Annotated in this window: 20 protein-coding genes; 15 read left to right on the forward strand and 5 right to left on the reverse strand. The window is 58.1% G+C overall.

Translation table 11 applies throughout. From position 1 onward, the window contains the following. The first annotated feature begins 279 nt into the window (after positions 1-279). From F1379_RS26160 to F1379_RS26175, 4 genes are all read left to right on the forward strand, one after another. A complete protein-coding gene (locus F1379_RS26160) occupies positions 280-1,395 on the forward strand; it encodes a sulfate ABC transporter substrate-binding protein (protein ID WP_150275416.1) in 1,116 nt (371 codons plus the stop codon). Between the two features lie 120 nt (positions 1,396-1,515). Beyond that, positions 1,516-2,361 carry a sulfate ABC transporter permease subunit CysT gene (cysT, locus tag F1379_RS26165; protein WP_150275417.1) on the forward strand — a complete coding sequence of 282 codons (846 nt, stop codon included), beginning with the start codon at positions 1,516-1,518 and terminating at the stop codon, positions 2,359-2,361. A gap of 40 nt (positions 2,362-2,401) precedes the next feature. Next, positions 2,402-3,265, forward strand: a complete 864-nt coding sequence (cysW, locus tag F1379_RS26170; RefSeq protein ID WP_150275418.1) for a sulfate ABC transporter permease subunit CysW — start codon at positions 2,402-2,404, stop codon at positions 3,263-3,265. Between the two features lie 100 nt (positions 3,266-3,365). Next, a complete protein-coding gene (locus tag F1379_RS26175; RefSeq protein ID WP_150275419.1) occupies positions 3,366-3,587 on the forward strand; it encodes a YezD family protein in 222 nt (73 codons plus the stop codon). Between the two features lie 163 nt (positions 3,588-3,750). Here the strand turns inward: F1379_RS26175 and F1379_RS26180 are convergent, their stop codons facing one another. After that, the gene (locus F1379_RS26180; RefSeq protein WP_150275420.1) at positions 3,751-4,059 is read right to left on the reverse strand and encodes a hypothetical protein; all 309 of its coding nucleotides are present in this window, start codon (positions 4,057-4,059) and stop codon (positions 3,751-3,753) included. A gap of 256 nt (positions 4,060-4,315) precedes the next feature. Between F1379_RS26180 and F1379_RS26185 the strand changes: the two genes are divergently transcribed. The 3 genes from F1379_RS26185 (at position 4,316) to F1379_RS26200 (ending at position 8,012) form a co-directional block, all read left to right on the forward strand. Beyond that, the gene (locus F1379_RS26185; protein WP_150275421.1) at positions 4,316-4,729 is read left to right on the forward strand and encodes a GNAT family N-acetyltransferase; all 414 of its coding nucleotides are present in this window, start codon (positions 4,316-4,318) and stop codon (positions 4,727-4,729) included. 328 nt (positions 4,730-5,057) lie between these two features. Then, positions 5,058-5,690, forward strand: coding sequence for an NAD(P)-dependent oxidoreductase (locus tag F1379_RS26195; protein WP_150275422.1), 633 nt, complete (start codon positions 5,058-5,060; stop codon positions 5,688-5,690). Positions 5,691-6,314: 624 nt separating this feature from the next. Beyond that, positions 6,315-8,012, forward strand: coding sequence for an NAD(P)H-hydrate dehydratase (locus tag F1379_RS26200; RefSeq protein WP_150275423.1), 1,698 nt, complete (start codon positions 6,315-6,317; stop codon positions 8,010-8,012). Between the two features lie 967 nt (positions 8,013-8,979). On the opposite strand, the gene F1379_RS26205 is transcribed toward F1379_RS26200, so the two are convergent. Both F1379_RS26205 and F1379_RS26210 read right to left on the reverse strand, forming a co-directional pair. Continuing rightward, complete coding sequence (locus F1379_RS26205; RefSeq protein ID WP_150275424.1) at positions 8,980-9,435, reverse strand: hypothetical protein; 456 nt, start codon at positions 9,433-9,435, stop codon at positions 8,980-8,982. Positions 9,436-9,460: 25 nt separating this feature from the next. Then, positions 9,461-10,360: an SDR family oxidoreductase gene (locus F1379_RS26210; RefSeq protein ID WP_150275441.1), complete on the reverse strand. Its 900-nt coding sequence runs from the start codon at positions 10,358-10,360 to the stop codon at positions 9,461-9,463. Between the two features lie 180 nt (positions 10,361-10,540). Between F1379_RS26210 and F1379_RS26215 the strand changes: the two genes are divergently transcribed. The 3 genes from F1379_RS26215 to sdaAA all read left to right on the forward strand — a co-directional run bounded on the left by F1379_RS26215 (position 10,541) and on the right by sdaAA (position 12,794). Beyond that, positions 10,541-11,122 carry a DUF4269 domain-containing protein gene (locus tag F1379_RS26215; protein ID WP_275262661.1) on the forward strand — a complete coding sequence of 194 codons (582 nt, stop codon included), beginning with the start codon at positions 10,541-10,543 and terminating at the stop codon, positions 11,120-11,122. A gap of 86 nt (positions 11,123-11,208) precedes the next feature. Next, the gene (gene sdaAB, locus F1379_RS26220) at positions 11,209-11,919 is read left to right on the forward strand and encodes an L-serine ammonia-lyase, iron-sulfur-dependent subunit beta (RefSeq protein ID WP_150275426.1); all 711 of its coding nucleotides are present in this window, start codon (positions 11,209-11,211) and stop codon (positions 11,917-11,919) included. Then, complete coding sequence (sdaAA, locus tag F1379_RS26225) at positions 11,916-12,794, forward strand: L-serine ammonia-lyase, iron-sulfur-dependent, subunit alpha (RefSeq protein WP_150275427.1); 879 nt, start codon at positions 11,916-11,918, stop codon at positions 12,792-12,794. The genes sdaAB and sdaAA overlap by 4 nt, the downstream gene beginning before the upstream one ends. A gap of 160 nt (positions 12,795-12,954) precedes the next feature. On the opposite strand, the gene F1379_RS26230 is transcribed toward sdaAA, so the two are convergent. Then, entirely contained in the window at positions 12,955-13,257 is a 303-nt protein-coding gene (locus F1379_RS26230) for a hypothetical protein (protein ID WP_150275428.1), read from the reverse strand. Between the two features lie 70 nt (positions 13,258-13,327). Between F1379_RS26230 and F1379_RS26235 the strand changes: the two genes are divergently transcribed. Beyond that, entirely contained in the window at positions 13,328-13,528 is a 201-nt protein-coding gene (locus F1379_RS26235; RefSeq protein ID WP_150275429.1) for a YwbE family protein, read from the forward strand. A gap of 95 nt (positions 13,529-13,623) precedes the next feature. Here the strand turns inward: F1379_RS26235 and F1379_RS26240 are convergent, their stop codons facing one another. Continuing rightward, positions 13,624-14,385: an HNH endonuclease gene (locus F1379_RS26240; RefSeq protein WP_150275430.1), complete on the reverse strand. Its 762-nt coding sequence runs from the start codon at positions 14,383-14,385 to the stop codon at positions 13,624-13,626. A 240-nt stretch (positions 14,386-14,625) separates the two neighbouring features. Between F1379_RS26240 and F1379_RS26245 the strand changes: the two genes are divergently transcribed. From F1379_RS26245 to F1379_RS26260, 4 genes are all read left to right on the forward strand, one after another. Next, the gene (locus F1379_RS26245; protein WP_239004823.1) at positions 14,626-15,108 is read left to right on the forward strand and encodes a hypothetical protein; all 483 of its coding nucleotides are present in this window, start codon (positions 14,626-14,628) and stop codon (positions 15,106-15,108) included. 51 nt (positions 15,109-15,159) lie between these two features. Then, positions 15,160-16,176: a LacI family DNA-binding transcriptional regulator gene (locus F1379_RS26250; protein WP_150275431.1), complete on the forward strand. Its 1,017-nt coding sequence runs from the start codon at positions 15,160-15,162 to the stop codon at positions 16,174-16,176. A 124-nt stretch (positions 16,177-16,300) separates the two neighbouring features. Continuing rightward, a complete protein-coding gene (locus F1379_RS26255) occupies positions 16,301-17,641 on the forward strand; it encodes a glycoside hydrolase family 30 protein (protein ID WP_150275432.1) in 1,341 nt (446 codons plus the stop codon). 42 nt (positions 17,642-17,683) lie between these two features. Continuing rightward, positions 17,684-20,911 (forward strand): cellobiose phosphorylase, encoded by a 3,228-nt coding sequence (locus F1379_RS26260; RefSeq protein ID WP_150275433.1) that lies wholly within the window; start codon positions 17,684-17,686, stop codon positions 20,909-20,911. Positions 20,912-21,308 lie beyond the last annotated feature (397 nt).

Genomic DNA, 21,308 nt, shown 5'->3' on the forward strand with positions numbered 1-21,308 from the left:
GGAGGAACCGGCGGGGAAGAAATTTTCCGATTCCTTGAAAAAAAGGTTTGACACAAAGGAGGTCCGTTAAGTATTATGTTTTCATAACATACTAAGAAGGTAGGAATAATCAAATAAATTGTTCTTACCGTACAGACGGAGGAACGCCTGCTTCAGGCTCGCAGATACGTGTCTTTGGGACCGATTTGACCTGCCACAAGTGGGCTTCCTCCGTCCTTTTTTGCTTAAACCAATGGCTTGACACCAAATTATGAAGAGAAAACAGGGGGAGTGGCGGACATGAAGAAAGGGATCAAGAAGGGGCTTATCGCCGGGTTTACATTACTATTAACGGCAGGGCTTACTGCTTGCGGCAATAACAGCAATGCCGGCAATAACGCAAGCGAGGCTACGAATGCGCCTGCGAACAGCACGAATACAGCGGCTTCGGCAGAGCCGACAAAGGCGGCGGCCAAGGACCCGGTAGAATTGCTTAATGTGTCCTATGACCCGACGCGTGAGCTGTACGAGAGTTATAACCAGGCGTTCGCCGCTTATTGGGAACAGGAGACTGGCCAGAAGGTGACGGTTAACCAGTCGCATGGCGGTTCAGGCGCGCAAAGCCGCGCTGTGCTGGACGGCCTTGAGGCAGATGTCGTTACTCTGGCGCTTGGTTATGATATCGATGCATTGCAGGAGAAGGGCCTTATTAACGGGGGCTGGGAAGGCAAGTTCGATCTGAACAGCTCGCCATATACTTCGACCATCGTATTCCTGGTCCGCAAGGGTAACCCGAAGGGCATCCAGGACTGGCCGGATCTGCTGAAGGAAGGCGTGGAGGTTATCACACCGAATCCGAAGACATCGGGCGGCGCGCGCTGGAACTATCTGGCGGCCTGGGGTTATGCCCTTGATAACAACAACAATGACGAAGCCAAGGCGCAGGAATTCGTTCAGGAGCTGTTCAAGCATGTTCCGGTGCTGGATACCGGGGCACGCGGTGCAACCACTACATTCGTAGAACGGGGCATCGGCGATGTGCTGCTCGCCTGGGAGAATGAAGCTTACCTCTCCATCAAGGAGCTGGGTCCCGATAAATTTGAGATCGTCAATCCTTCGGAGAGCATTCTGGCCGAACCGCCGGTTGCCGTAGTCGATAAGACTGTCGATAAACGCGGCACCCGCGAGGTGGCAGAGGCTTATCTGAAATACCTTTACAGTGAAGAAGGCCAGAAAATCGCCGCAGAGAATTACTATCGTCCTACGCTCGATAGCGTGAAGGAACAGTTCAAGGACCAGTTCCCGGAGATCAAGCTGTTCACGCTGGCCGAGAAATTCGGCACCTGGAAAGAAACCCAGGAGAAGCATTTCAATGACGGCGGCATCTTCGATCAGATCTACGTTCCGGGCAGCTAAGCTGCTTTCGGATGCGCCACCCGGGCCAAGAGAACGAAGAGCCCGGGTGGCGCATTACGGTCCGTTCCCGCAAGGCGCTGATCGGCGCATAAGCCGAAGGCAGGAAAGGAGATTTGGCAAATGAGTGTCACCTCAACGGCTGCCCGCGCTTCCCGGCGCAGGGTGCTGCCCGGCTTCGGTCTGACCATGGGATACAGTGTGCTTTACCTGAGTCTGGTTGTGCTGCTGCCGCTCTCGGCGCTGCTGTTCAACTCGACGGGACTCAGCTGGGATAAATTCTGGAGTGTGGCCACGGACGCGCGCGTCCTGGCCTCCTACCGCGTCAGCCTGGGCACTGCTGCCGCAGCCGCCCTGGTGGACAGCTTCCTGGGCCTGCTGCTGGCCTGGGTGCTGGTGCGTTATGAGTTTCCGGGCAAAAGACTGTTCGATGCATTGATCGATCTGCCGTTTGCGCTGCCGACCGCCGTAGCCGGCGTCTCGCTGACCGCCCTTTATTCCCAGAACGGCTGGATCGGCTCGCTGCTGGAGCCGCTTGGCTTCAAGGTGGCGTTTACTCCTCTGGGGATTACGCTGGCGCTGATGTTTATCGGAATTCCCTTTGTGGTCCGGACAGTACAGCCGGTTCTGGAGGACCTGGACCGGGATATGGAGGAAGCTGCGGCTACGCTGGGTGCCGGGCGCTGGCGGGCGTTTCGCACAGTCGTGCTGCCCGAGCTCTTCCCGCCGCTGCTGACCGGGTTTGCCCTCGCCTTTGCCCGCGGCATCGGCGAATACGGCTCCGTCGTATTTATCTCCGGCAATATGCCGATGCGCACGGAGATTGCGCCGCTGCTCATTATGTCCAAGCTGGAGCAGTATGACTATGCCGGAGCCACAGCCGTGGCGCTGCTGCTGCTCCTGCTCTCGTTCCTGATGCTGCTGGTCATCAACTCGCTGCAGCGCTGGGTCCATAAATCAGCCAGATAATGCGTGGATTACCACGGGTACATGTGAAGGAGGAACAATAATGGCTGGTACTGTCCCTATGCATGCCCCCGGGCCGAAGACGGCGGCATCCTCGCCGGCGACGAATGAATCGCCGGTAGTGAAATGGGTGCTGATTGCCGCCGCCGGGCTGGTGCTGCTGTGGCTGATCGCCCTGCCGCTGATCGTTGTGCTGACCGAAGCGCTGAAGCGGGGCTGGGAGGTGTACTGGGCCGCTCTTAGCGACCCCGACGCCGCATCGGCGCTGCGGCTTACCCTGCTGGTAGCCGCGATTACCGTACCGCTGAACACGGTGTTCGGTGTCATTGCGGCCTGGGCGGTCACCAAGTTTCGTTTTCGCGGCAAAGGCTTCCTGGTCACCCTGATTGATCTGCCCTTTGCGGTGTCGCCGGTTATCGGCGGGCTGATCTTTGTCCTGGTATTCGGCTCACACGGCTGGTTCGGGCCTTGGCTCAGCGAGAATGACATCAAGATTGTGTTTGCCCTGCCGGGCATTGTGCTGGCGACGCTGTTCATCACGTTTCCTTTTGTGGCCCGTGAGCTTATACCGCTGATGGAGGATCAGGGTACACAGGAGGAAGAGGCGGCGATCACGCTGGGTGCGCGCGGCTGGCAAATCTTTTTCAGAGTCACGCTGCCCAATATCAAATGGGGATTATTATACGGAATTATTCTATGTAATGCGCGGGCAATGGGCGAATTCGGAGCAGTGTCGGTTGTCTCCGGACATATACGTGGAAAAACGAATACGCTGCCGCTGCATGTCGAGATTTTGTATAACGAATACCAATTTTCGGCTTCATTCGCTGTTGCATCCCTGCTGCTCCTGCTGGCGCTGGCGACCATGCTGATCAAGAGCTGGCTGCTCCGTAAAAATGCGCATTGACAGCCCGGAAAGTTCATGCTAAGTTAAATCACAGTATACAAGTTGGTAATTACGGGATTAAGGCGAAGACGACCCTATCCGGGGAAAAGGAGGCTGGAGAATGGCGAAACCACTGAAAGTGGATGAGGTATGGCTTGCACGGATTGCCGGACTTCTGGATGATATGGAATTCGGTTCCCTGCATATTGTGGTGCATGAAGGGCAGATCGTACAGATGGAGCGCACGGAACGCAAGCGTTTTGAGAACAGTGCATCCAATGCGCGTCCAAGTGGCGAGGCCGGAAGCCGGCGTGCCAGCAACCGTTCGGTAGGAAGAGGATAGCGATTAAGCCCTTATACGATCCATTATACACACCAGAGGAATACGAGGAATAAATATCCAATTAGAATCTACAGCTTATAGACACTCGTATGATGACAAAAGACCTTCCTGATGGAAGGTCTTTTTGTTGCGGTCTGGTTTGGTTGTTATTTACCCGACTCCATTAATAGCGAGGCGTCCGGCGCGAACGGGAAATTCCCTCGAACAGCAGCACAATTGCGGTAATAACGTGCATGAACCAGCCGACGAACGGGATCAGACCCACGACGGATGTAATCATGCCCAGCACGTTGCCGGCGACCGGTCCGCGTTCTCTCCACAGCACGAAGACGGCAACGGCATGCACGATAAATGCCAGGAACAGCGGGGTCCAGGCGTAAGAAATGACAAATGCGCCGCCGATAATCGGCAGTGCGAGAAATGCCTCGCCCAGAAAAGTAACCCATTTTAACAGCTTGCCCAGTGAAGACATATTACCCACCTATCCTTTCCGTATCTTGTATACATTTGTATGTCGCTTCTAGAATTATCCGGCCATTTAGCTGGGAATGAATTCTGATCTGACTATGGATATATCATGCTATACGCCGGGAACGCTCTTTTGTTTCATCTTCTCCGCATCTGCCCGGGCAGACTTGCCCCTGGACAGGCGGGTCGTTTATAGTTGAAGCAGTATGCGGCGTCTTGATGCAGATGCCTGAAAAATTAAAAGGAAGGGGGGAGTGTGTATGGAGACAACCTCCAGACTGGAAATCCGCCACGAATGCCCTTCAGTGGAGCAGTATTTGCAGCTGCGGCGCGAGGCCGGGCTCAGTGCTATGAGTGCAGCGGGTGCGGAAGTGGGCCTGCCGCGCTCCTGTTTTGCGGTTACGCTGCTGGAAGACGGCGGGCTTGTCGGCATGGGGCGGGTTATCGGGGACGGCGGCTGCTTCTTTCAGGTGACCGATATCGCCGTTAAGCCCGCCTGCCAGGGGCGCGGGCTGGGCAAGATCATTATGCGGGAAATCAAGGGCTATCTGGACACGCTGCCGGCCCAAACTTATGTCAGCCTGATCGCCGACGGCGAGGCTGCAAGGCTGTATGCGCAGTATGGTTTTGTGCCGGTTATGCCTGCATCACAGGGAATGTTTCTGAAACGCTGAATGGCTGAATGGCTGAACGGCTGGACGGTTGAATGGCTGAACGGTTGAATGGCTGAACGGCTGGACGGTTGAATGGCTGAACGGTTGAACGGCTGAACGGCTGAACGGCTGAACGGCTGAACGGCTGAAATTGCTGAACTTCGGGGCGGTTTACCGGGAGGTTCTAAGCTAAGCTGGAAATTAATAGTGGTATTGGCCCTGCCCCACAAACGTGGGGTTTTTCGGGGTGGAGAGATTTAAGGGATAAAAGTCCCGGCGGCGGTTTCATATGGCCTGCTTGGGATAAATTAGAGGTAAGTGTCGACAGACAAGAAAGTGAGGAGCATTTATGAAGCTGGTAGTGTTTGAGGCGTCCGGGGCGGTTGGCCGGGCTATTGTGGAAGAAGCTCTAAAAAGAAAGCATGAGGTCACTGCGGTGGTTCAGGACCCGCAGCAGCTGCCCCTGGCTCATGAGCGCCTGCGGGTGGATGCCGGGGACCTGCTCAGCCCGGCATCCGTGGCAACGGCGGCCGGCGGCCATGAGGCGGCAATCAGCGCCTTGGTACCCGGTCCGGAGCTGGCTCGGGAGCTGCCGGCTGCTGCCCGTTCGCTGCTGGCCGGTCTGCAAGACGCCGGTGTCGGGCGCCTGCTAATCGTAGGCGGCGCCGGAGATTTGCAGACAGATTCCGGCGAACGGCTGATGGATACTGCGGGATATCCGCAGGAGCTGCGTCCGCTGGCGGAAGCCCATAGAGAGGCGTATGAACTCTACAGCGGCTCTGAACTGGACTACACCTATATCAGTCCGGCTGCTGCCATCGTTGAGGGACGCCGGACGGGCATGTTCCGCATTGGACTGGGCCGGCTGGTTGTGGATGAGAGCGGGGACAGCACCATCAGCGTGGAGGATCTGGCGGTGGCCGTGCTGGATGAACTGGAGGAAGGCAACTTCAGCAGGGACCGGTTTGCGGTAGCTTATTGAGATATGCGCAGGATTACGGAGGAGAAGGAGAGGCGTCAAGCCGGTTCCGTCTCTCTGTAAGAGCAGCGAGAAGGCTTCCCTGAATTCTGCTGCTGAAGATAATGCAATTTGCTTTATCATGAATAACTTCTCTGCACAATAAGGGGGAGTAACTTCGCTTAATCTTCCGGGAACATCGGATTGATAAGATTTAAGTGAGGAGATTCCTGTAAAGAAACAGGTAAGATCGGATTGCTAAGATTAGAGGGAGAAAATTGCTGTAGATAAGCCCGGATTGCCGAGATTAGAGAGAGGGGATTTCTGTAAATAATCAGTTGAGAGCGGATTGCAAGATTAGAGTGACAAATTTTCTGTAGATAAACAGGTAAGCCCGGATTGCTAAGATCAGAGAGGAGAAATTCCTGTAAATAGTCATGTGAGATCGGATTGACAACATCAGAGTGAGATATTCTCCGTAAAGTAAATAAACAGGTAAGCCCGTAAACAGGTAAGCCCGTAATGAGGTCTCCGGTGACGGCAACCAAACAGAAAGGTTTGAGCGCGACAGGTGAAGCAGACTGTGCTGGGCCAGAAAGCGGCCGCAGCGCAGAAACATTGATACTGCAAGCGAAAGGGGAGCGGAGCATGGATCTGGTGACGGCAGAGGAAATGCGCAAGCTGGACGAGGTTACGATTAACCGGCTCGGCATTCCGGCGATAGCGCTGATGGAAAATGCGGGGCGGGCAATCGCCGAGGAGATCATCGCGCTGTGCCGGAGGCGGCGCGGCGGGGAGATGGCTGCGGCGGACCGGCACAGCGCTGCAGATGATAGCGGCGCCGGACTGCAGGCGCCGGGAGGGAACGGCGGGCGCGCAGCCGCCGGAGCGGGCGGCAACGCAGCGCCGCCGCAGTTCACGGTCAGCGGCGACCGGGCGCTGACTCTGGAGCATGCCGGCGGGGAGCACTGGCTCATCCTCGTCGGCAAAGGCAACAACGGCGGCGACGGCCTCGCCGCCGCCCGGCACCTGCGTGAGGCGGGCCTCGCCGTCACGCTGGTGTACGCGGCCGCGCCGGAGACGCTGGCCGGGGAAGCCGCGCAGCAGCGGGACGCGGCTGGTGCGCTGGGTCTGCCCGCCCTTGTGTACGGGCGGGACCGGGTCGATTTTGCCGCCTGCAGCGGCATCCTTGATGCGCTGCTGGGCACGGGCAGCGCCGGCGCGCCGCGCGGCGCCTACGCGGAGCTGATTGCCGCCGCGAATGCCAGCGGCAAAGCTATTGTATCCGCAGACATCCCGAGCGGGCTGAACGCGGATACGGGGGAGCTGCATGAGCCATGCATCCATGCCGCGGTGACCGTCTGCCTCGCGCTTCTGAAGCGCGGACTGACGCAGTATCCCGGCGCAGGCGCTGCCGGGCAGGTGGTGGTCCGCTCCATCGGCATCCCCGCCGCCCTGGCGCGGGAGCACGGCGTGCAGGCCAGCCTGCTGACGCCGGAGACCCTGCGGACACGTCTCGGGGTCGACGTGTCGCGCCGCCGCTCGCCGGAGGGCCATAAGGGGACTTATGGCCATGTCCTGCTTGCGGCGGGCAGCCTGAACATGAGCGGCGCCGGCCTGCTCGCCGCCCGCGCTGCGCTGCGCGCCGGCTGCGGGCTGGTGACCTGGGCGCTGCCGGGTGCCCTGCAGCCGCATGTCATCGGGGCAGCGCCGGAGATCATGCTGGCGCCGGTTGGCAGCCCGGAGAACAGCGGCTGGAATGCCGGCACGGCAACGGAGGTGCTGCGTCTCGCGGAGACGCGCGATGTTATCGCCGCCGGCCCCGGACTCGGCCGGTTCGCAGAGGATACGGAGTGGCTGCGGATGCTCTGGGAGGGGCTGGAGGCTCCGCTCCTGCTGGATGCCGATGCCCTGAACATCCTAGCCGAAGCCGACTTTGCCTCCTGGAAGCCGCGCAGGCATCCGGTGATTCTGACACCGCACCCTGGAGAGATGGCCCGGCTTGCCGGAGTTTCCACCAAGGAGGTGCAGCGTGACCGGATTGGCCTCGCACTGGATTATGCCCGGCGCAGCGGGGTCGTGCTTGTGCTGAAAGGAGCCCATACCGTCATCGCGTCGCCTGACGGTCAGGCTTATGTAAACATCACCGGCCATCCGGGCATGGGAACCGGAGGCGCGGGCGATGTGCTGACAGGCCTCATAGCCGGCCTGCTCGCCCAAGGACTGGAAGCCGTGCAGGCGGCGGCCTTCGGCGTCTATTTGCACGGGCTCGCCGGAGAGCGGGCGGCCCGGAAGCGGGATAATCCGGCGGCGCTGATCGCCGGAGACATCATCGAAGCGCTGTAATGCAACTATATAAGCTGAGCTTTTGAGAACCTTGTTGTACCGGGAGAAGGATTTGGACTTACGGCCGCTGCCCGCCCCCAGATTTCTTAATTCAACCGCCTTGAGCGGTTGAATTCCTGCAGCAGCATATGATCCCGGAGACTGGCTTTCCTGCGGAAAGCTTTCAGGACGCGAATATTGCACCGCCAGTTCCAGACTATCTTATCGCGCACCTCTTAATGAGTTGTTCTTTTTTCGACTTGCGAGTTTAGCCGCTAAGACGCATTTAACCTTATAAGTGACTAAATTTAAAGCATTTGCACTTACATTGGCCTGAACATTTATCCGGCATCTCAAAAGCCACGGGCAATGCGCGATATCGTCCGGGAAGCGAGGGACGGAAGGATCACCGATTAGGGGGCGTCCGGTTAGTACCGTGTTTCGCGTTTTTGCGCGTGAGCGGGTGACGAACAACCCAGTACAGGCTGACCCCTCATAAGTGTAGTCGAAAAACCGACCACAATGAGCTACCGCGAGGGTAAACAGGCCAAGTGTAGTCGAAAAACCGACCACAATGAGCTGCCGCCAGGGTAAACTGGCCAAGTGTAGTCGAAAAACCGACCACAATGGGCTGCCGCGAGGGTAAACTGGCCAAGTGTAGTCGAAAAACCGACCACAATGTGCTACCGCGAGGGTAAACTGGCCAAGTGTAGTCAAAAAAACGACCACAATGAGCTACCGCGAGGGTAAACAGGCCAAGTGTAGTCGAAAAACCGGCCACAATGAGCTACCGCGAGGGTAAACTGGCCAAGTGTAGTCGAAAAACCGACCACAATGAACTGCCGCCAGGGTAAACAGGCCAAGTGTAGTCGAAAAACCGGCCACAGTGGGCTGCCTCCAAGGCAACCAGGCCATTGTATGCGAAATTTGTAGTGGTTTTTCTCGCATTTAACTGCTGTAACTCACCCGGCTGCTATATCAAACAGTGTTACAGCAGCATTAGACAAAGCAGCGGAACAAACAGTGCAAATACAGGCAGCAGAAGGGGATACCGCTCACACACCAGCTCCGCCAGACGGAACAGCAGAAGTGTGCCAATGCCAGCAAAGCCGCTTTCGGGCCATGGGGCGCTTTGTTCCGCGGCCAGCCACAGGCCGGCTCCGAAGCCGGCGGCTGCGTGGAGCAGCAGAGACAGGGGGAGCGCGGTGAGGCGCAGCAGATGTGCCAGCGCATCGGCCAGCAGCGCTGCCGGCAGGGCGTAAGCATATAAGGCATAGGCTATGGATACCGGCCAGCCTGCGGGTACCCCGTCGTGTGCGGGAAACCACAGAGTGGCCAGGGTCAAGAGCATAAGGGTCAGTCCGGCGGCAGAAAGCTTGGCTAAAGCGTACAAGCCTGCGCTCAGGCGTACGGAGGGAAGATCATACTCCTTGAATTTCGTCATGGCTATGTTCCTTTCGGGTCTTAATTTAGCTGGTAACCATGTCTCCTCCATTGACATGAATGGTGGCACCGGTGACATAGGAGGAGTCCGGTCCCGCCAGATAGACATAGGCGCCGGCCAGTTCATAAGGCTGCGCCGCACGCTTCAGCGGGGTGTCGGTACCGAATACGCTGACCTCGGCGGCAGAGTAGCTGGAGGGGATCAGCGGGGTCCAGACCGGCCCGGGTGCGACGCTGTTGACCCGGATGCCCTGATCCGCGAGCGACAGTGCCAGGGAGCGGGTAAAGGTGACAATGGCGCCCTTGGTAGCAGAGTAATCAATCAGCTCCTTATTGCCTTGATAGGCAGTAATGGAGGCGGTGTTGATGATAGAGGCTCCTCTTTTCAGATGCGGCAGAGCGGCTTGCGTCAGAAAAAAGAACGGGATAATATTCGTATGAAACGTCTGGTACAGCTGCTCCTCCGAAATGTCCAGGATGCTCTTCTGCGGATACTGCACGGCATGATTGTTGACCAGAATATCCAGCTTACCGAAGAAGCGCAGGGTCTCCTGGACGGCGTGGAAGCAGTTCTCCCTGTAACGTAAATCGGTCTTGATCTGCAGGCAGCGGCGTCCCAGGGCTTCAATGCGCGCTGCGGTGACGGCGGCATCGGTCACTTCGTATAAGTAGGCGATAGCGACATCCGCACCCTCCCTGGCAAAAGCGATGGCAGCAGCTTTGCCTATGCCGCTGTCGCCTCCGGTAATGAGCGCGATTCTCCCCTCCAGCTTGCCGCTGCCGCGGGCTTCGGGATTCTCGCTGATCGGACGCGGATTCATCAAGCTCTCCAGCCCCGGCTGGCGGGGCTGGTGCTGCGGCGGAAAGGCGAGGGGCTGCTTACTGCAGACCGTCTGCTCGCCGTAATAAGGATAAACCGGATTCATGTGCACGTTGTACTGTCTCCCCCTTACATTACTTTTTGCTCGGTATATGTCTATGCGTTCGCCCAGGAATGGGTGCGGAAGGCGGCCAGAACAGGGGGAGACTCATAGCATCAGGCTATACCGTTAATACCTTACCAGAGGGGCGGTCCGGAGCTATTGCATTGGCTGACACTATCATATTTGGAACAAGGAAGCCCCCGGCAACGGGAGGCATATATCCTTCTGCGGAGGCTGCGGATTATGGAACGGCTGGAGAGTTATCACCCGCTGCTTGCGGGCACAGTTCCGCTGGACCTTCAGGTGCAAGGCAGCGACCTCGACATCCTGTGCGAGGTATATGATTCCGAGCGCTTCACGGCGGAGGTCCGGCAGGCTTTCGGGGGATTTTCCGGTTTTCGGACGGTTACACGGACGGTGGAAGGCATTTCGCGGACCAAGATTAATTTTGAGGCCGGCGGCTGGCCGGTCGAGCTGTTCGGTCAGCCGGTGCCGGTTGAGCGGCAGAACGGCTTCCGGCATATGCTGGTGGAGTGGGAGATTCTGCGTATACTGGGCAGAGAATTTCGGGAAGCAGTGATTGCCCTGAAGAGGGGCGGTGTGAAGACGGAGCCGGCTTTTGCCGGCCTGCTGCGCTTGCCTGGTGAACCCTATGCAGCAATCCTGGCGCTGGAGGAACTGCCTGCAGCAGAACTTGAGGCGCTCTGCCTCAAGGCATATCCGCCCAATACTGACAATAAGCGCACTGAGAGTTATAACATTTGATGTAATAATGAAGCTTCCGCGTTCGTGCAGTATAATAGATAGGCACCAAGTTTTTTGTCGAATTCTGAAAGCGGGAGATTGAATAGATGCGTTTTAAAGATGTATTTTCGATTATCGGGCCGGCAATGGTCGGCCCTTCCAGCTCCCATACAGCCGGTGCCGCCCGGATTGGCCGGGCTGCCAGGCAGGTGCTAGGCGAATTTCCTGGCATCGCAGAGGTGACCTTCTTTGGCTCGTTCGCTGCGACCTACCAGGGGCACGGCACAGACCGGGCGATTATCGGCGGCTTGCTTGATTTTGCCACGGACGACCACCGTCTGCCGGACTCTATTGAGCTAGCCGAAGCTGGGGGAATGAATATTTCGTTCCGCCAGGGCACAGGCTTGTTCCCCCATCCGAATACGGTCCGCCTGCATCTGACCGGCCGGGATACGGGCATGGAGCTGACGCTGACCGGAACCTCAATCGGCGGCGGCAATATCGAAATTGTCGATATCGACGGCTTCAGCGTGAAGCTTACCGGGAATTATCCGACCGTGTTGATTCATCATATGGACTATTTGGGGGTACTCGCCAGCGTGACTGATGTGATGCGCCGGGGGGAATTTAATATCGGCCATATGTCGCTGGACCGCAAGAACCGCAGCGGCGCCGCCCTGACGGTGCTGGAGCTGGACGAACCGGCTACGGAGGCGCTGACCGGGGAGCTGCTCGGGCTGCCGGCCGTCAAATCGGTCAGCGTCGTTGACCTGAATCGCAAGCCGCAAGAACAGGAAGGGAAGGAAGAAACACCATGAATTTTCGGACATTAAGTGAATTGGCGGTATTATGCGAGGAACGCGGCCTTAGTATCGGGGAGCTGATGCTGGAAGAGCAAAGCGCGGAGTCGGGGCGTTCCACAGAACAGGAATTTGCCACCATGAAAGAGTATTACGGCGTAATGAAAGAGGCTGTTCACCGCGGCCTGCATGAGGATACCACCTCGCGCAGCGGGCTGACCGGCCGGGATGCACAGCGGGTGGCTGCCTATAATGCTGCCGGAGAGCCGACCCTCGGCGGACCGGCCGGCACGGCGATGGCGTACGCACTTGCCGTCTCGGAAGTCAACGCCTCCATGGGACGGATCATCGCCACACCGACGGCGGGCTCCTGCGGAATCATTCCCGGCGTCTTCCTCAGCTGCCAGGAACGTTTCGGCTGGGATGACGATGTAATGGTCTACGGACTATTCGCCGCCGGCGCCATCGGCTATGTCATTGCCAACAATTCCTTCGTCTCCGGTGCGGAGGGCGGCTGCCAGGCCGAAGTGGGTTCCGCAATCGGGATGGCGGCGGGAGCGCTGACCGAGCTGCGCGGCGGTTCGCCAGCCCAGGCAATCCACGCTGTCGGCCTTGCGCTCAAGAACACGCTTGGACTGATCTGCGATCCGGTAGGCGGACTGGTGGAGATTCCCTGCATTGTCCGCAACGGCTTCGGTGCAGTGACGGCGCTCGCCGCCGCCGATATGGCACTGGCCGGTGTCCGCAGCGTTATTCCGTCCGATGAAGTTATCCAGGTGATGCTGGAGGTCGGCTCGGCCATGCCGGAGAAGCACCGCGAGACGGCGGGCGGCGGCCTGGCCCAGACACCGACGGGACGCAAGATTATGCAGAATCTGCGCAGCAAGAAATAAAAGGTGCTCAGATGGGGCCCCCGCAAAGTATATGAACAGCATCGGGGAATAACTCTCACTTTGCGGGGTGAGTATCAGGGCCCCCGTTAAGCATGTGAATTGCATCAGGTATAAGCTCTCCGGGTGAGGTTATTTTTGATATAGCCACCATTCCTGACTTTCACAGCATACGGAACCGTTCGAGCTGATCCCATAACCCTTCCTGCCGGAGGATGTCCCGCTGCTTGGGTCCGAGCAGGTCGAAGTGGGGGAAAGGCTTGCGGTTATGGATATATTGCGGCGGGAGGCCGTGATCCTCGCACCAGCGCGTCAGGCGGGCCAAATCGGCGCAGCCTACCTTGGTTACGGTAGTAATTCCGGGGAAACGCGGATCGATCCAATAATGGGTCAGATAGGCGATTTCTCCTGCAGTGACTGCCTGCTTCCACCGGTTTAATTCTTCCCTGTCGATGCCAAAGGCCATAGCTGTCCTCATCCTTATCTTTATTGCATCCTAGTGCAGTCTATTATAACTCTTGAAAGGGGAGAAGATGATGAACGGACAAGTCAGAGCGGATATCCGTCCGGGCCTTGCAGTGGATATTGTGCTCAAGCAGGATCAGGCCACGGGCAGGCTGACCCGCGGCACGGTCAAGGATATCCTGACCAATTCCCCGCGCCATCCGCATGGAATCAAGGTGCGGCTGGCGGACGGACAGGTTGGAAGGGTCAAGCATATTATCGAGCAGCCCTGAATAACGCGCGGTAACCCCGCTGATTCAGAGGGCGTATCCGATCTTCCCCAAGGCGGGCAGATTGGATACGCCTATTTGCTGTAGTGCCGTCACTGTTAACGCCGCATGAATTCCTCCACGAGCTGATCGGCCTTGGACTGGTTGCACTCGTTGCAGGCGCAGACGCAGTTGTCCGGCGTGGTATGGCCGCCCTTGGCACGCGGCAGCAAGTGATCGATCGTATCTCCATATAGCCCGCAGAAATGACAGGTGTAATGATCCCTTGTCAAAATATACTTGCGGAAATCCTTGTTGCTGTATAGGCGGCGGATCGTCCGGCGGTTAACGATAACCGCCGCATGCTCCCTGACGAGCGTCACCGCCAGCTCCAGGTCGATTTCCTGATGCCAGCGCCGGCCCTTGTCGCTGTGGCCGCGCATCAGAATCATGCCTTTGGCGGAAGGGATAAGCGCTGAGATATCCTGCGGATCAGGCTTCATTCCCTTCTGCTGCGGCCCCCGGCCCTGCTGCATGGCGCGGGAGCGCGGCTTGCCCTTGGGTTCGGCGGCCTTGCTGTCCTTGGAGCGCTCGGGCAAGGAATGCAGCTTGGGAGCGGCTGGCCTGGCTTCCGCTGCTGGCGTCTGCTGCCGGGCGGCGGCGGCGGAGACAGCCCTTGCGGTCCGCTGGCCGGCGTCCGCCGCCTTGACCTGCGGTGCCGGGATATCCGCAGCGCCGCGCGCTTTGCGGCAGTCCCGGCACGCGCCGCGGCGGGACTGGCCTTTGGCCCGCTTGCCTGTACGTCTGCGGAATTCACTGAGCGGCCTCAATTGCCCGCAATAGGCGCATTGTTTGGATAATGGCTGATTGGTATCGGTCATAGTTTATGTTGAAGCGGAAGCGGAACTCACGCGTCCACCCTTTCCCCTTATTAGTTCTCGTAGCTTTAGTATAACGCAAAGCGCCGCCATTCACACGGGCACAGAAATACGTCCGGACAGCTACTTCTGTGATATCTGTCTTCGCGGCAGCAGGGGGAGCTGCGGTATGCTGTACTAAGGATTATTTTTCCTGCGGGCACTTTATTGATCCAGCATGATTATGGAAATGGGGAACAGGACATGGAACGAACTGAAAAAAGGTCAGGTGCTGTAATACTTCTGTATATTCTGCAGGGCTTTCTCGGACTCGGAGCGATTGGCGGCGGGCTGGTGCTGCTGGTTGATCCCAGCGGTGATATGATCGGAATGCCGACCTCGGTGCTGGAACGGTCGCCGTTTGACAATTTTTTGATTCCCGGTCTGCTGCTGCTGTTTATCTTTGGCCTGCTGCCATTGATTGTGCTCTATGGTTTGTACCGTAAGCCGCAATGGGACTGGGCGCTGAAGCTGACTCCGTTCAAGAAGCTGCACGGGGCCTGGTCCTTGTCGCTGTACATCGGCTTCGGGCAGATTATCTGGATTGTGGTGCAGACCTTCATGATGAACGCCGTATCGGTGATCCATGTTGTTTATGCCGGAGTGGGTCTCCTGATTCAAGCGGTGACGCTGCTGCCGTCGGTACAGGGATATTTTGTGCTGGACGGACACGGGGAAAGCAGTTAGAATGGCAGTGAACATTAAAGGGCTTACATTTGCAGCCGGGAGGGAACCGGATTGACTACTATATACGATATCGCCAAACGAACCGGTTACTCGCCGACTACAGTATCCAAGGCGTTTAATAATTACTCCGACGTGCGGGCAAAGACCCGCCAGGAAATTCTGGAGGCCGCCCGGGAGATGGGTTATCTGCCCAATGCGCATGCACGTACGCTGACGACCAAGAAATCGTGGACCATCGGCGTGCTGTTCGTGGAAGGCACGGGCGCCGGTATCCGTCATCCGTTCTTCGGAGCGGTCATCGAGAGCTTCAAGCAGGTTGCCGTCGACAAGGGCTATGCGCTGATGTTTATCTCCAAGGATGTGGGCGGCAAGCAAAGCGGATATTTGGAGAACTGCCGGATCCACGGTGTGGATGGTGTGGTTGTCCTGCTGTCGGACTATGATGATCCGTACTTCCAGGAACTGCTGGATAGCAGCATTCCGATGGTGATCCTGGATTATGAAACGGCGCAGGCGCATACCGTCTGCTCGGACAATACGGCAGGCGCGCTGCAGGCGGTAGAGTATCTGGTTTCTCTGGGCCACCGCCGGATTGCGCATATTTCCGGAGGCAAGGGGACTTTTCCGGGAAAACAGCGTGAGCAGGGATTCGTCGCGGCTATGGAGTCACACGGTCTGGAGATTCCCGGGGACTACATTGTCGAGGGGGCCTTCTATTCTCTGGACAGCGGATATGCCGCCATGCAGCAGCTGCTGGCGCTCCGGGAACGGCCGACGGCCGTCTTCGCATCGGGGGACCTGCTGGCCCAGGGTGCGGTGATGGCTGCCAGGGACAGCGGACTTGCGGTTCCCGCCGACATTTCGGTCATGGGCTTTGACGATATTGAGCTTTCCAAGTTTGTAACCCCCGCCTTGACAACGGTGCAGCAAAATACGGCTGTGCTGGGCCGCCGGGCGGCGGAAGTGTTACTGGATTCCATCGACCAAGGGCGCGGAGACATGCAGGCGCTGGTATTCCCGGTGGAAGTGGTGGTGCGCGAATCCTGTGCGCCGCCGGCCGAAGAGTAAGAGGCTAACTATAAGCTTGCTTATCCGGAGGCCTTTTTTTCGACATAATCGAAACCGGTTTCGATGCTGTTGTCCCGGCCTTTCGGTTATTATAAATTCATTTTATGTACTAGGAGCTGATGAAATGGCAAAGGTGCAAACCATACTGACGGCCAAGAACACGGATCACCGTCTGAGCCCGCAGCAGGGTATTGATTTCAAGGAGCGCCCAGCCGGACAGACGGCTGATGTGGAGCTGCATCCGGAGGAGGAATACCAACGCATTGTTGGTTTTGGCGGCGCTTTCACTGAAGCTGCGGCCTACACCCTGTCGCGGATTGATCCGTCAAAGCGTGCCGAGGTCATCCGCCGGTATTTCGACCCCGTGGAGGGGCTTGGCTACAGTATGGGCCGGGTGCATATCCACAGCTGCGACTTCGCGCTTGGGAATTACACCTACGTAGAGGACGGCGACACAGATCTTGCGACCTTCGATATCGCCCATGACCGTCAATGGGTGCTGCCGCTGATTAAGGACGCAGCGGTGGTCCGGGGTGGTCCGCTCACGCTGCTTGCCTCGCCCTGGACTCCTCCGGCCTGGATGAAGACAAACGGCTCCATGAATCACGGCGGCTCGCTGAAGCCCGAATATGCGGGGGCCTGGGCACGGTATTATACCAAATTTATTGAAGCTTACCGTGGAGAGGGCGTGCCGGTGTGGGCGGTGTCGGTGCAGAATGAGCCGGCGGCTGTTCAGGTGTGGGACTCCTGTGTGTACAGTGCAGAGGAAGAGCGCGATTTTGTCAAAAACCATCTCGGACCGGCATTGCACGGCGCAGGAATGGCGGATGTGAAGATCATTATCTGGGACCATAACCGCGATATTATGGTGGAACGCGCCTCTGCCGTGCTGTCAGATCCTGAAGCAGCCCGGTATGTCTGGGGCACCGGCATTCACTGGTACGGCGGCGAAGAGTTCGACAAGGTGGCGAAGGTGCATGAGCTGTTTCCCGACAAGCATCTGCTGTTCACGGAAGGCTGTCAGGAGGGTGGCGTCCGCCTGGGCGAGTGGTTCACAGGTGAGCGTTACGGGCGCAATATGATCGGGGATTTGAATGCATGGACGGAAGGCTATCTGGACTGGAACCTTGTGCTGGATGAGACCGGGGGGCCGAACCATGTGAACAATCTGTGCGACGCGCCGGTCATTGCCGACACGGTTACCGGGGAGATTCATTACAACAGCTCTTATTACTACATTGGGCATTTCAGCAAGTACATCAAGCCGGGCGCTGTACGGATCGGGCTTGCTTCCGCTGCCGCAGGGGTGCTGTCCTGCGCCTTCCGCAACCCGGACGGGACGATTGCGATCGTGCTGATGAATGAAGGGGATGAAGTGCGGAGCTTTACGCTCGGTCTGGGCGAAGAGGTGGCTGAATGTGTCCTGCCGCCGCACTCCATCGCCACACATGTAATTGCTATATAAGCTTCAGGTAACGCCATCATATACCATCAGGAGGTTATAGGAATGGGCAATTATCATTTCGATTCAGGGAAGTTTGTCATGGAGCAGTTTCATGAGGGCAAGCCGTTCGCCAGCTTTCTTCCGGGGCTGGCCGGGCTGAAGGGAATCCCGATGTGGACCTTCTACGTGAACCGGGGCCAGGGTATCTGCGGCTTCGGCATCCGCGACAAGAACTCGCCGATCATGGAATTCTCCCCGGCGAGCATCTCGTACAAGAACGCGGCGGTGACCGGCTTCCGCACCTTCCTTAAGCTGAACGGTTCGCCGGACATCTATGAGCCGTTTCAGGCGGCGCGCCCGGATGCGGCTGCGCGGCGGAGCATGACGATTCTCCAGAACGGGCTGGGCATCGAGGAACGCCATGCCGGTCACGGTCTGAAGACGACGGTGGACTACTTTAATGTTCCCGGTGATGACTACGCCGGACTGGTGCGCCGGGTAACCATCGAGAATACAGGAGCAGCCGGGCTGGAGCTGGAGCTGCTTGATGGCATGCCGGAGCTGCTGCCTTACGGCTCCACGAACGGCGGGTATAAGGAGATGGGCAATCTGCTGCGCAGCTGGATGGAGGTTTATAACCTGGAGCATGGGGTGCCCTTCTACAAGCTGCGCTCCAGCACAAATGACGAGGCGGAGATCGGCGAGATTACGAGCGGGCACTTCTACTTGTCCTTTACCGCCGAAGGGGAGCGGCTGGCGCCGATTGTTGATTTTGAGCTTATTTTCGGCGGCAATACCTCGCTGATCTTCCCTGACCGTTTCGCGGAGCAGCCGCTCTCTGTGCTGCTTGCAGAGCCTCAATACCCGGTCAACAAGGTGCCTTGCGGCTTTAGCGGCACCGCTCGCAGGCTTGCACCGGGCGCCGCGCTGACCTTCAGCACGATTATCGGGCATGTCAGCGACATCGCGAAGATCAATGGCAGAGCGGCGGAGCTGGCCCAGGACAGCTACATTGTGACCAAGGCGGCTGAGGCGGCGGCCTTGACGGAGGAGCTGACAGCCGATATTTCCACCCGCACGTCCTCGCCGCTGTTCGACGCGTACTGCCGCCAGTCCTATTTGGATAATTTCCTGCGCGGCGGTTATCCGTTTATTTTTGACAATAAGGGCGAAGGGGCTGTAGTGCATCTGTACTCGCGCAAGCACGGCGATATGGAGCGGGACTATAATTTCTTCTCGCTGGCTCCGGAATATTACTCGCAGGGCAACGGGAATTTCCGCGATATGAACCAGAACCGGCGCAGCGATGTGTTCTTTCATCCGCAGGTCGGCACCTTCAATATTAAAATGTTCTACAGCCTGATTCAGGCCGACGGCTACAATCCGCTGAGCGTGCAGGGAACAACCTTCTCGCTGCGTCCCGGCCAAGAGGCTGCACTGGCGGAATGGATTGCTGAAAGCGCGGCCAGCTGCCACAAGGAGCTTGTCCGCCTGTGCCGCAGCCGCTTCACTCCCGGCAAGCTGGTGAACTATATCGCCGATCATCAGGTGGAGCTGAAGGTGGGCGAGCAGGAATTCCTGGCCGGGGTACTGGCGCTGACGGAGCAGAACATCGAAGCCGCCTTCGGCGAAGGCTACTGGTCCGATCACTGGACCTACAATATGGATCTGGTGGACGGATATCTGGAAATCTTCCCGGACCGGAAGCGGGAGCTGCTGTTCGGAGACGAAAGCTATACCTTCTACGACAGTCCGGCCTATGTTCTGCCGCGCAGCGAGAAATATGTCATCAGCGGCGGGAAGGTGCGGCAGTTCGGTTCGCTGCTGGAGGATGAGGAGAAGCTGCACAAGCTGGGCCGCAAAGCCTCCGAGACCCACTGGCTGCGCACCCAAGGCGGATTCGGAGACATCTACCGCACGAGCCTGTTCGCCAAAATGGTATCGCTCTCACTTATCAAGTTCGCTACGCTTGACCCGTACGGCATGGGCGTGGAGATGGAGGGCAACAAGCCGGGCTGGAACGATGCGATGAACGGCCTGCCGGGCTTCTTCGGCTCCGGCATGAGCGAGACGTTCGAACTGAAGCGGATGCTTCAGTTCCTGGCGGATGCGCTCGATGGCGGCGTGAATCCGGCAGATACGTTGCGGCTGCCGGTGGAGCTGGCGGAGCTGCTGGAGCAGGTGGATGCAGCAGCGGCGGCTGTGCTTGCGGGCGAGGTATCCCAATTTGCCTATTGGGATACCGTCGCTTCCGCGCGCGAGGCTTACCGGGCGCGCATCCGCTTTGGCCTGGAGGGAGCGGAACGGGAGGTGCCGCTCCCGGCGGTTCGGGCGGCGCTGGGCCTCTTCCTGCGCCGGATAGAGCAGGGCATCGCCCAGGCGGTCGAATTGGGCGGCGGCCTTGCGCCGACCTATTTCCGCTTCGAGGCGGTGCGCTTCCGGCCGGTGACGGATGCAGCCGGCCAGCCGGTCATCAGCGGCTACGGGCTGCCGAAGGCCGTGGTGGAGGAATTTGCGCCTGTGGCGCTGCCGTACTTCCTGGAAGGCCCGGCCCGCTGGCTGAAGACGCTGGACGACCGGGAGCAGGCCAGGGAGATTTACAACAAGGTCAGAGCCACCGGGCTGTTCGATCCGGTCACTTCAATGTACCGGACCTCCGTGTCGCTTGAAGCGGAGTCGCATGAGATCGGGCGCATCCGCGCGTTTACGCCGGGCTGGCAGGAGCGGGAATCCAACTTCCTGCATATGTCCTATAAATACTTGCTGGAGCTGTTGAAATCAGGGCTGTACGAGGAATTCTTCAGTGAGATGAAGACCTCGCTTATTCCGTTCCTTGATCCGGAGGTATACGGGCGCAGCACGCTGGAGAACTCCTCCTTCATCTCCACGGGCGGCAATCCCGACCCGGCGACGCACGGCCGGGGCTTCGTCGCCCGGCTCAGCGGATCAACCGCCGAGTTCCTCAGCATGTGGAAGCGGATGATGGCCGGCGGCCGCATGTTCCGGGTGGAAGACGGCGAGCTGACGCTGGCGCTGGAGCCGGCGCTGCCGGGCTGGCTGTTCGATGAGCAAGGGGAGCTTTCCTTCAGGCTCCTTGGCCACACTGAGGTGACCTACCGCAATCCGCGGCGCGCCGATACTTACGGCGATGGGGCAGCGTCCATCCGCAGCCTGACGCTGACCTATAACGACGGGACCGTGCGGACCTATGGCGGTACCGTGCTCAGGGGCGAGGCGGCGGAGGCGCTGCGGCGCGGAGAGATCGCTGCAATTACGGCGGAGATGGAATAATGCTTTAAGAGTGGGGCCGCACATACGGCCCTGCTCTTTTTTTTGTTACCTGACTTGAGATTACGGCAAAAAAGCTGGGGTCCCCGTTCGCTGCCTGCCCCCGGATTTATTGATTACTGCTGTTTGAAAGGGTAATTCGGCAGCCAGCTCCATTTAGTTGGAAAATCGCAACCTAATTTCACCTGTTCAAAGCTAATCAAAGAATTAGGTGGATAATCGCCACTTAATACGGACGCAAACTGCTGATTACGCCAATATCGCCCGAATTAAGTGGCGATAATCCAATTAGGTGTCTGAAATTCGATGGCGTAAAATAAGTTGTGTACCAAGATTTGGGGCCTAGTCAGGCAACAAAAAAGTAGGGTATTCTCGGGATTGTTGAAGTCCACCAAGAAAG

Origin of the sequence: Paenibacillus tepidiphilus (assembly GCF_008635795.1) — a bacterium.
In the GTDB taxonomy this organism is placed as follows: domain Bacteria; phylum Bacillota; class Bacilli; order Paenibacillales; family Paenibacillaceae; genus Paenibacillus_AQ; species Paenibacillus_AQ tepidiphilus.

What these genes read in the sequence shown, in the direction of transcription:
- F1379_RS26160 (WP_150275416.1), top strand. Translation starts at nt 280, where the DNA reads ATGAAGAAAGGGATCAAGAAGGGGCTTATCGCCGGGTTTACATTACTA.
- cysT (WP_150275417.1), top strand. Translation starts at nt 1,516, where the DNA reads ATGAGTGTCACCTCAACGGCTGCCCGCGCTTCCCGGCGCAGGGTGCTG.
- cysW (WP_150275418.1), top strand. Translation starts at nt 2,402, where the DNA reads ATGGCTGGTACTGTCCCTATGCATGCCCCCGGGCCGAAGACGGCGGCA.
- F1379_RS26175 (WP_150275419.1), top strand. Translation starts at nt 3,366, where the DNA reads ATGGCGAAACCACTGAAAGTGGATGAGGTATGGCTTGCACGGATTGCC.
- F1379_RS26180 (WP_150275420.1), bottom strand. Translation starts at nt 4,059, where the DNA reads ATGTCTTCACTGGGCAAGCTGTTAAAATGGGTTACTTTTCTGGGCGAG.
- F1379_RS26185 (WP_150275421.1), top strand. Translation starts at nt 4,316, where the DNA reads ATGGAGACAACCTCCAGACTGGAAATCCGCCACGAATGCCCTTCAGTG.
- F1379_RS26195 (WP_150275422.1), top strand. Translation starts at nt 5,058, where the DNA reads ATGAAGCTGGTAGTGTTTGAGGCGTCCGGGGCGGTTGGCCGGGCTATT.
- F1379_RS26200 (WP_150275423.1), top strand. Translation starts at nt 6,315, where the DNA reads ATGGATCTGGTGACGGCAGAGGAAATGCGCAAGCTGGACGAGGTTACG.
- F1379_RS26205 (WP_150275424.1), bottom strand. Translation starts at nt 9,435, where the DNA reads ATGACGAAATTCAAGGAGTATGATCTTCCCTCCGTACGCCTGAGCGCA.
- F1379_RS26210 (WP_150275441.1), bottom strand. Translation starts at nt 10,360, where the DNA reads ATGAATCCGGTTTATCCTTATTACGGCGAGCAGACGGTCTGCAGTAAG.
- sdaAB (WP_150275426.1), top strand. Translation starts at nt 11,209, where the DNA reads ATGCGTTTTAAAGATGTATTTTCGATTATCGGGCCGGCAATGGTCGGC.
- sdaAA (WP_150275427.1), top strand. Translation starts at nt 11,916, where the DNA reads ATGAATTTTCGGACATTAAGTGAATTGGCGGTATTATGCGAGGAACGC.
- F1379_RS26230 (WP_150275428.1), bottom strand. Translation starts at nt 13,257, where the DNA reads ATGGCCTTTGGCATCGACAGGGAAGAATTAAACCGGTGGAAGCAGGCA.
- F1379_RS26235 (WP_150275429.1), top strand. Translation starts at nt 13,328, where the DNA reads ATGAACGGACAAGTCAGAGCGGATATCCGTCCGGGCCTTGCAGTGGAT.
- F1379_RS26240 (WP_150275430.1), bottom strand. Translation starts at nt 14,385, where the DNA reads ATGACCGATACCAATCAGCCATTATCCAAACAATGCGCCTATTGCGGG.
- F1379_RS26245 (WP_239004823.1), top strand. Translation starts at nt 14,626, where the DNA reads ATGGAACGAACTGAAAAAAGGTCAGGTGCTGTAATACTTCTGTATATT.
- F1379_RS26255 (WP_150275432.1), top strand. Translation starts at nt 16,301, where the DNA reads ATGGCAAAGGTGCAAACCATACTGACGGCCAAGAACACGGATCACCGT.
- F1379_RS26260 (WP_150275433.1), top strand. Translation starts at nt 17,684, where the DNA reads ATGGGCAATTATCATTTCGATTCAGGGAAGTTTGTCATGGAGCAGTTT.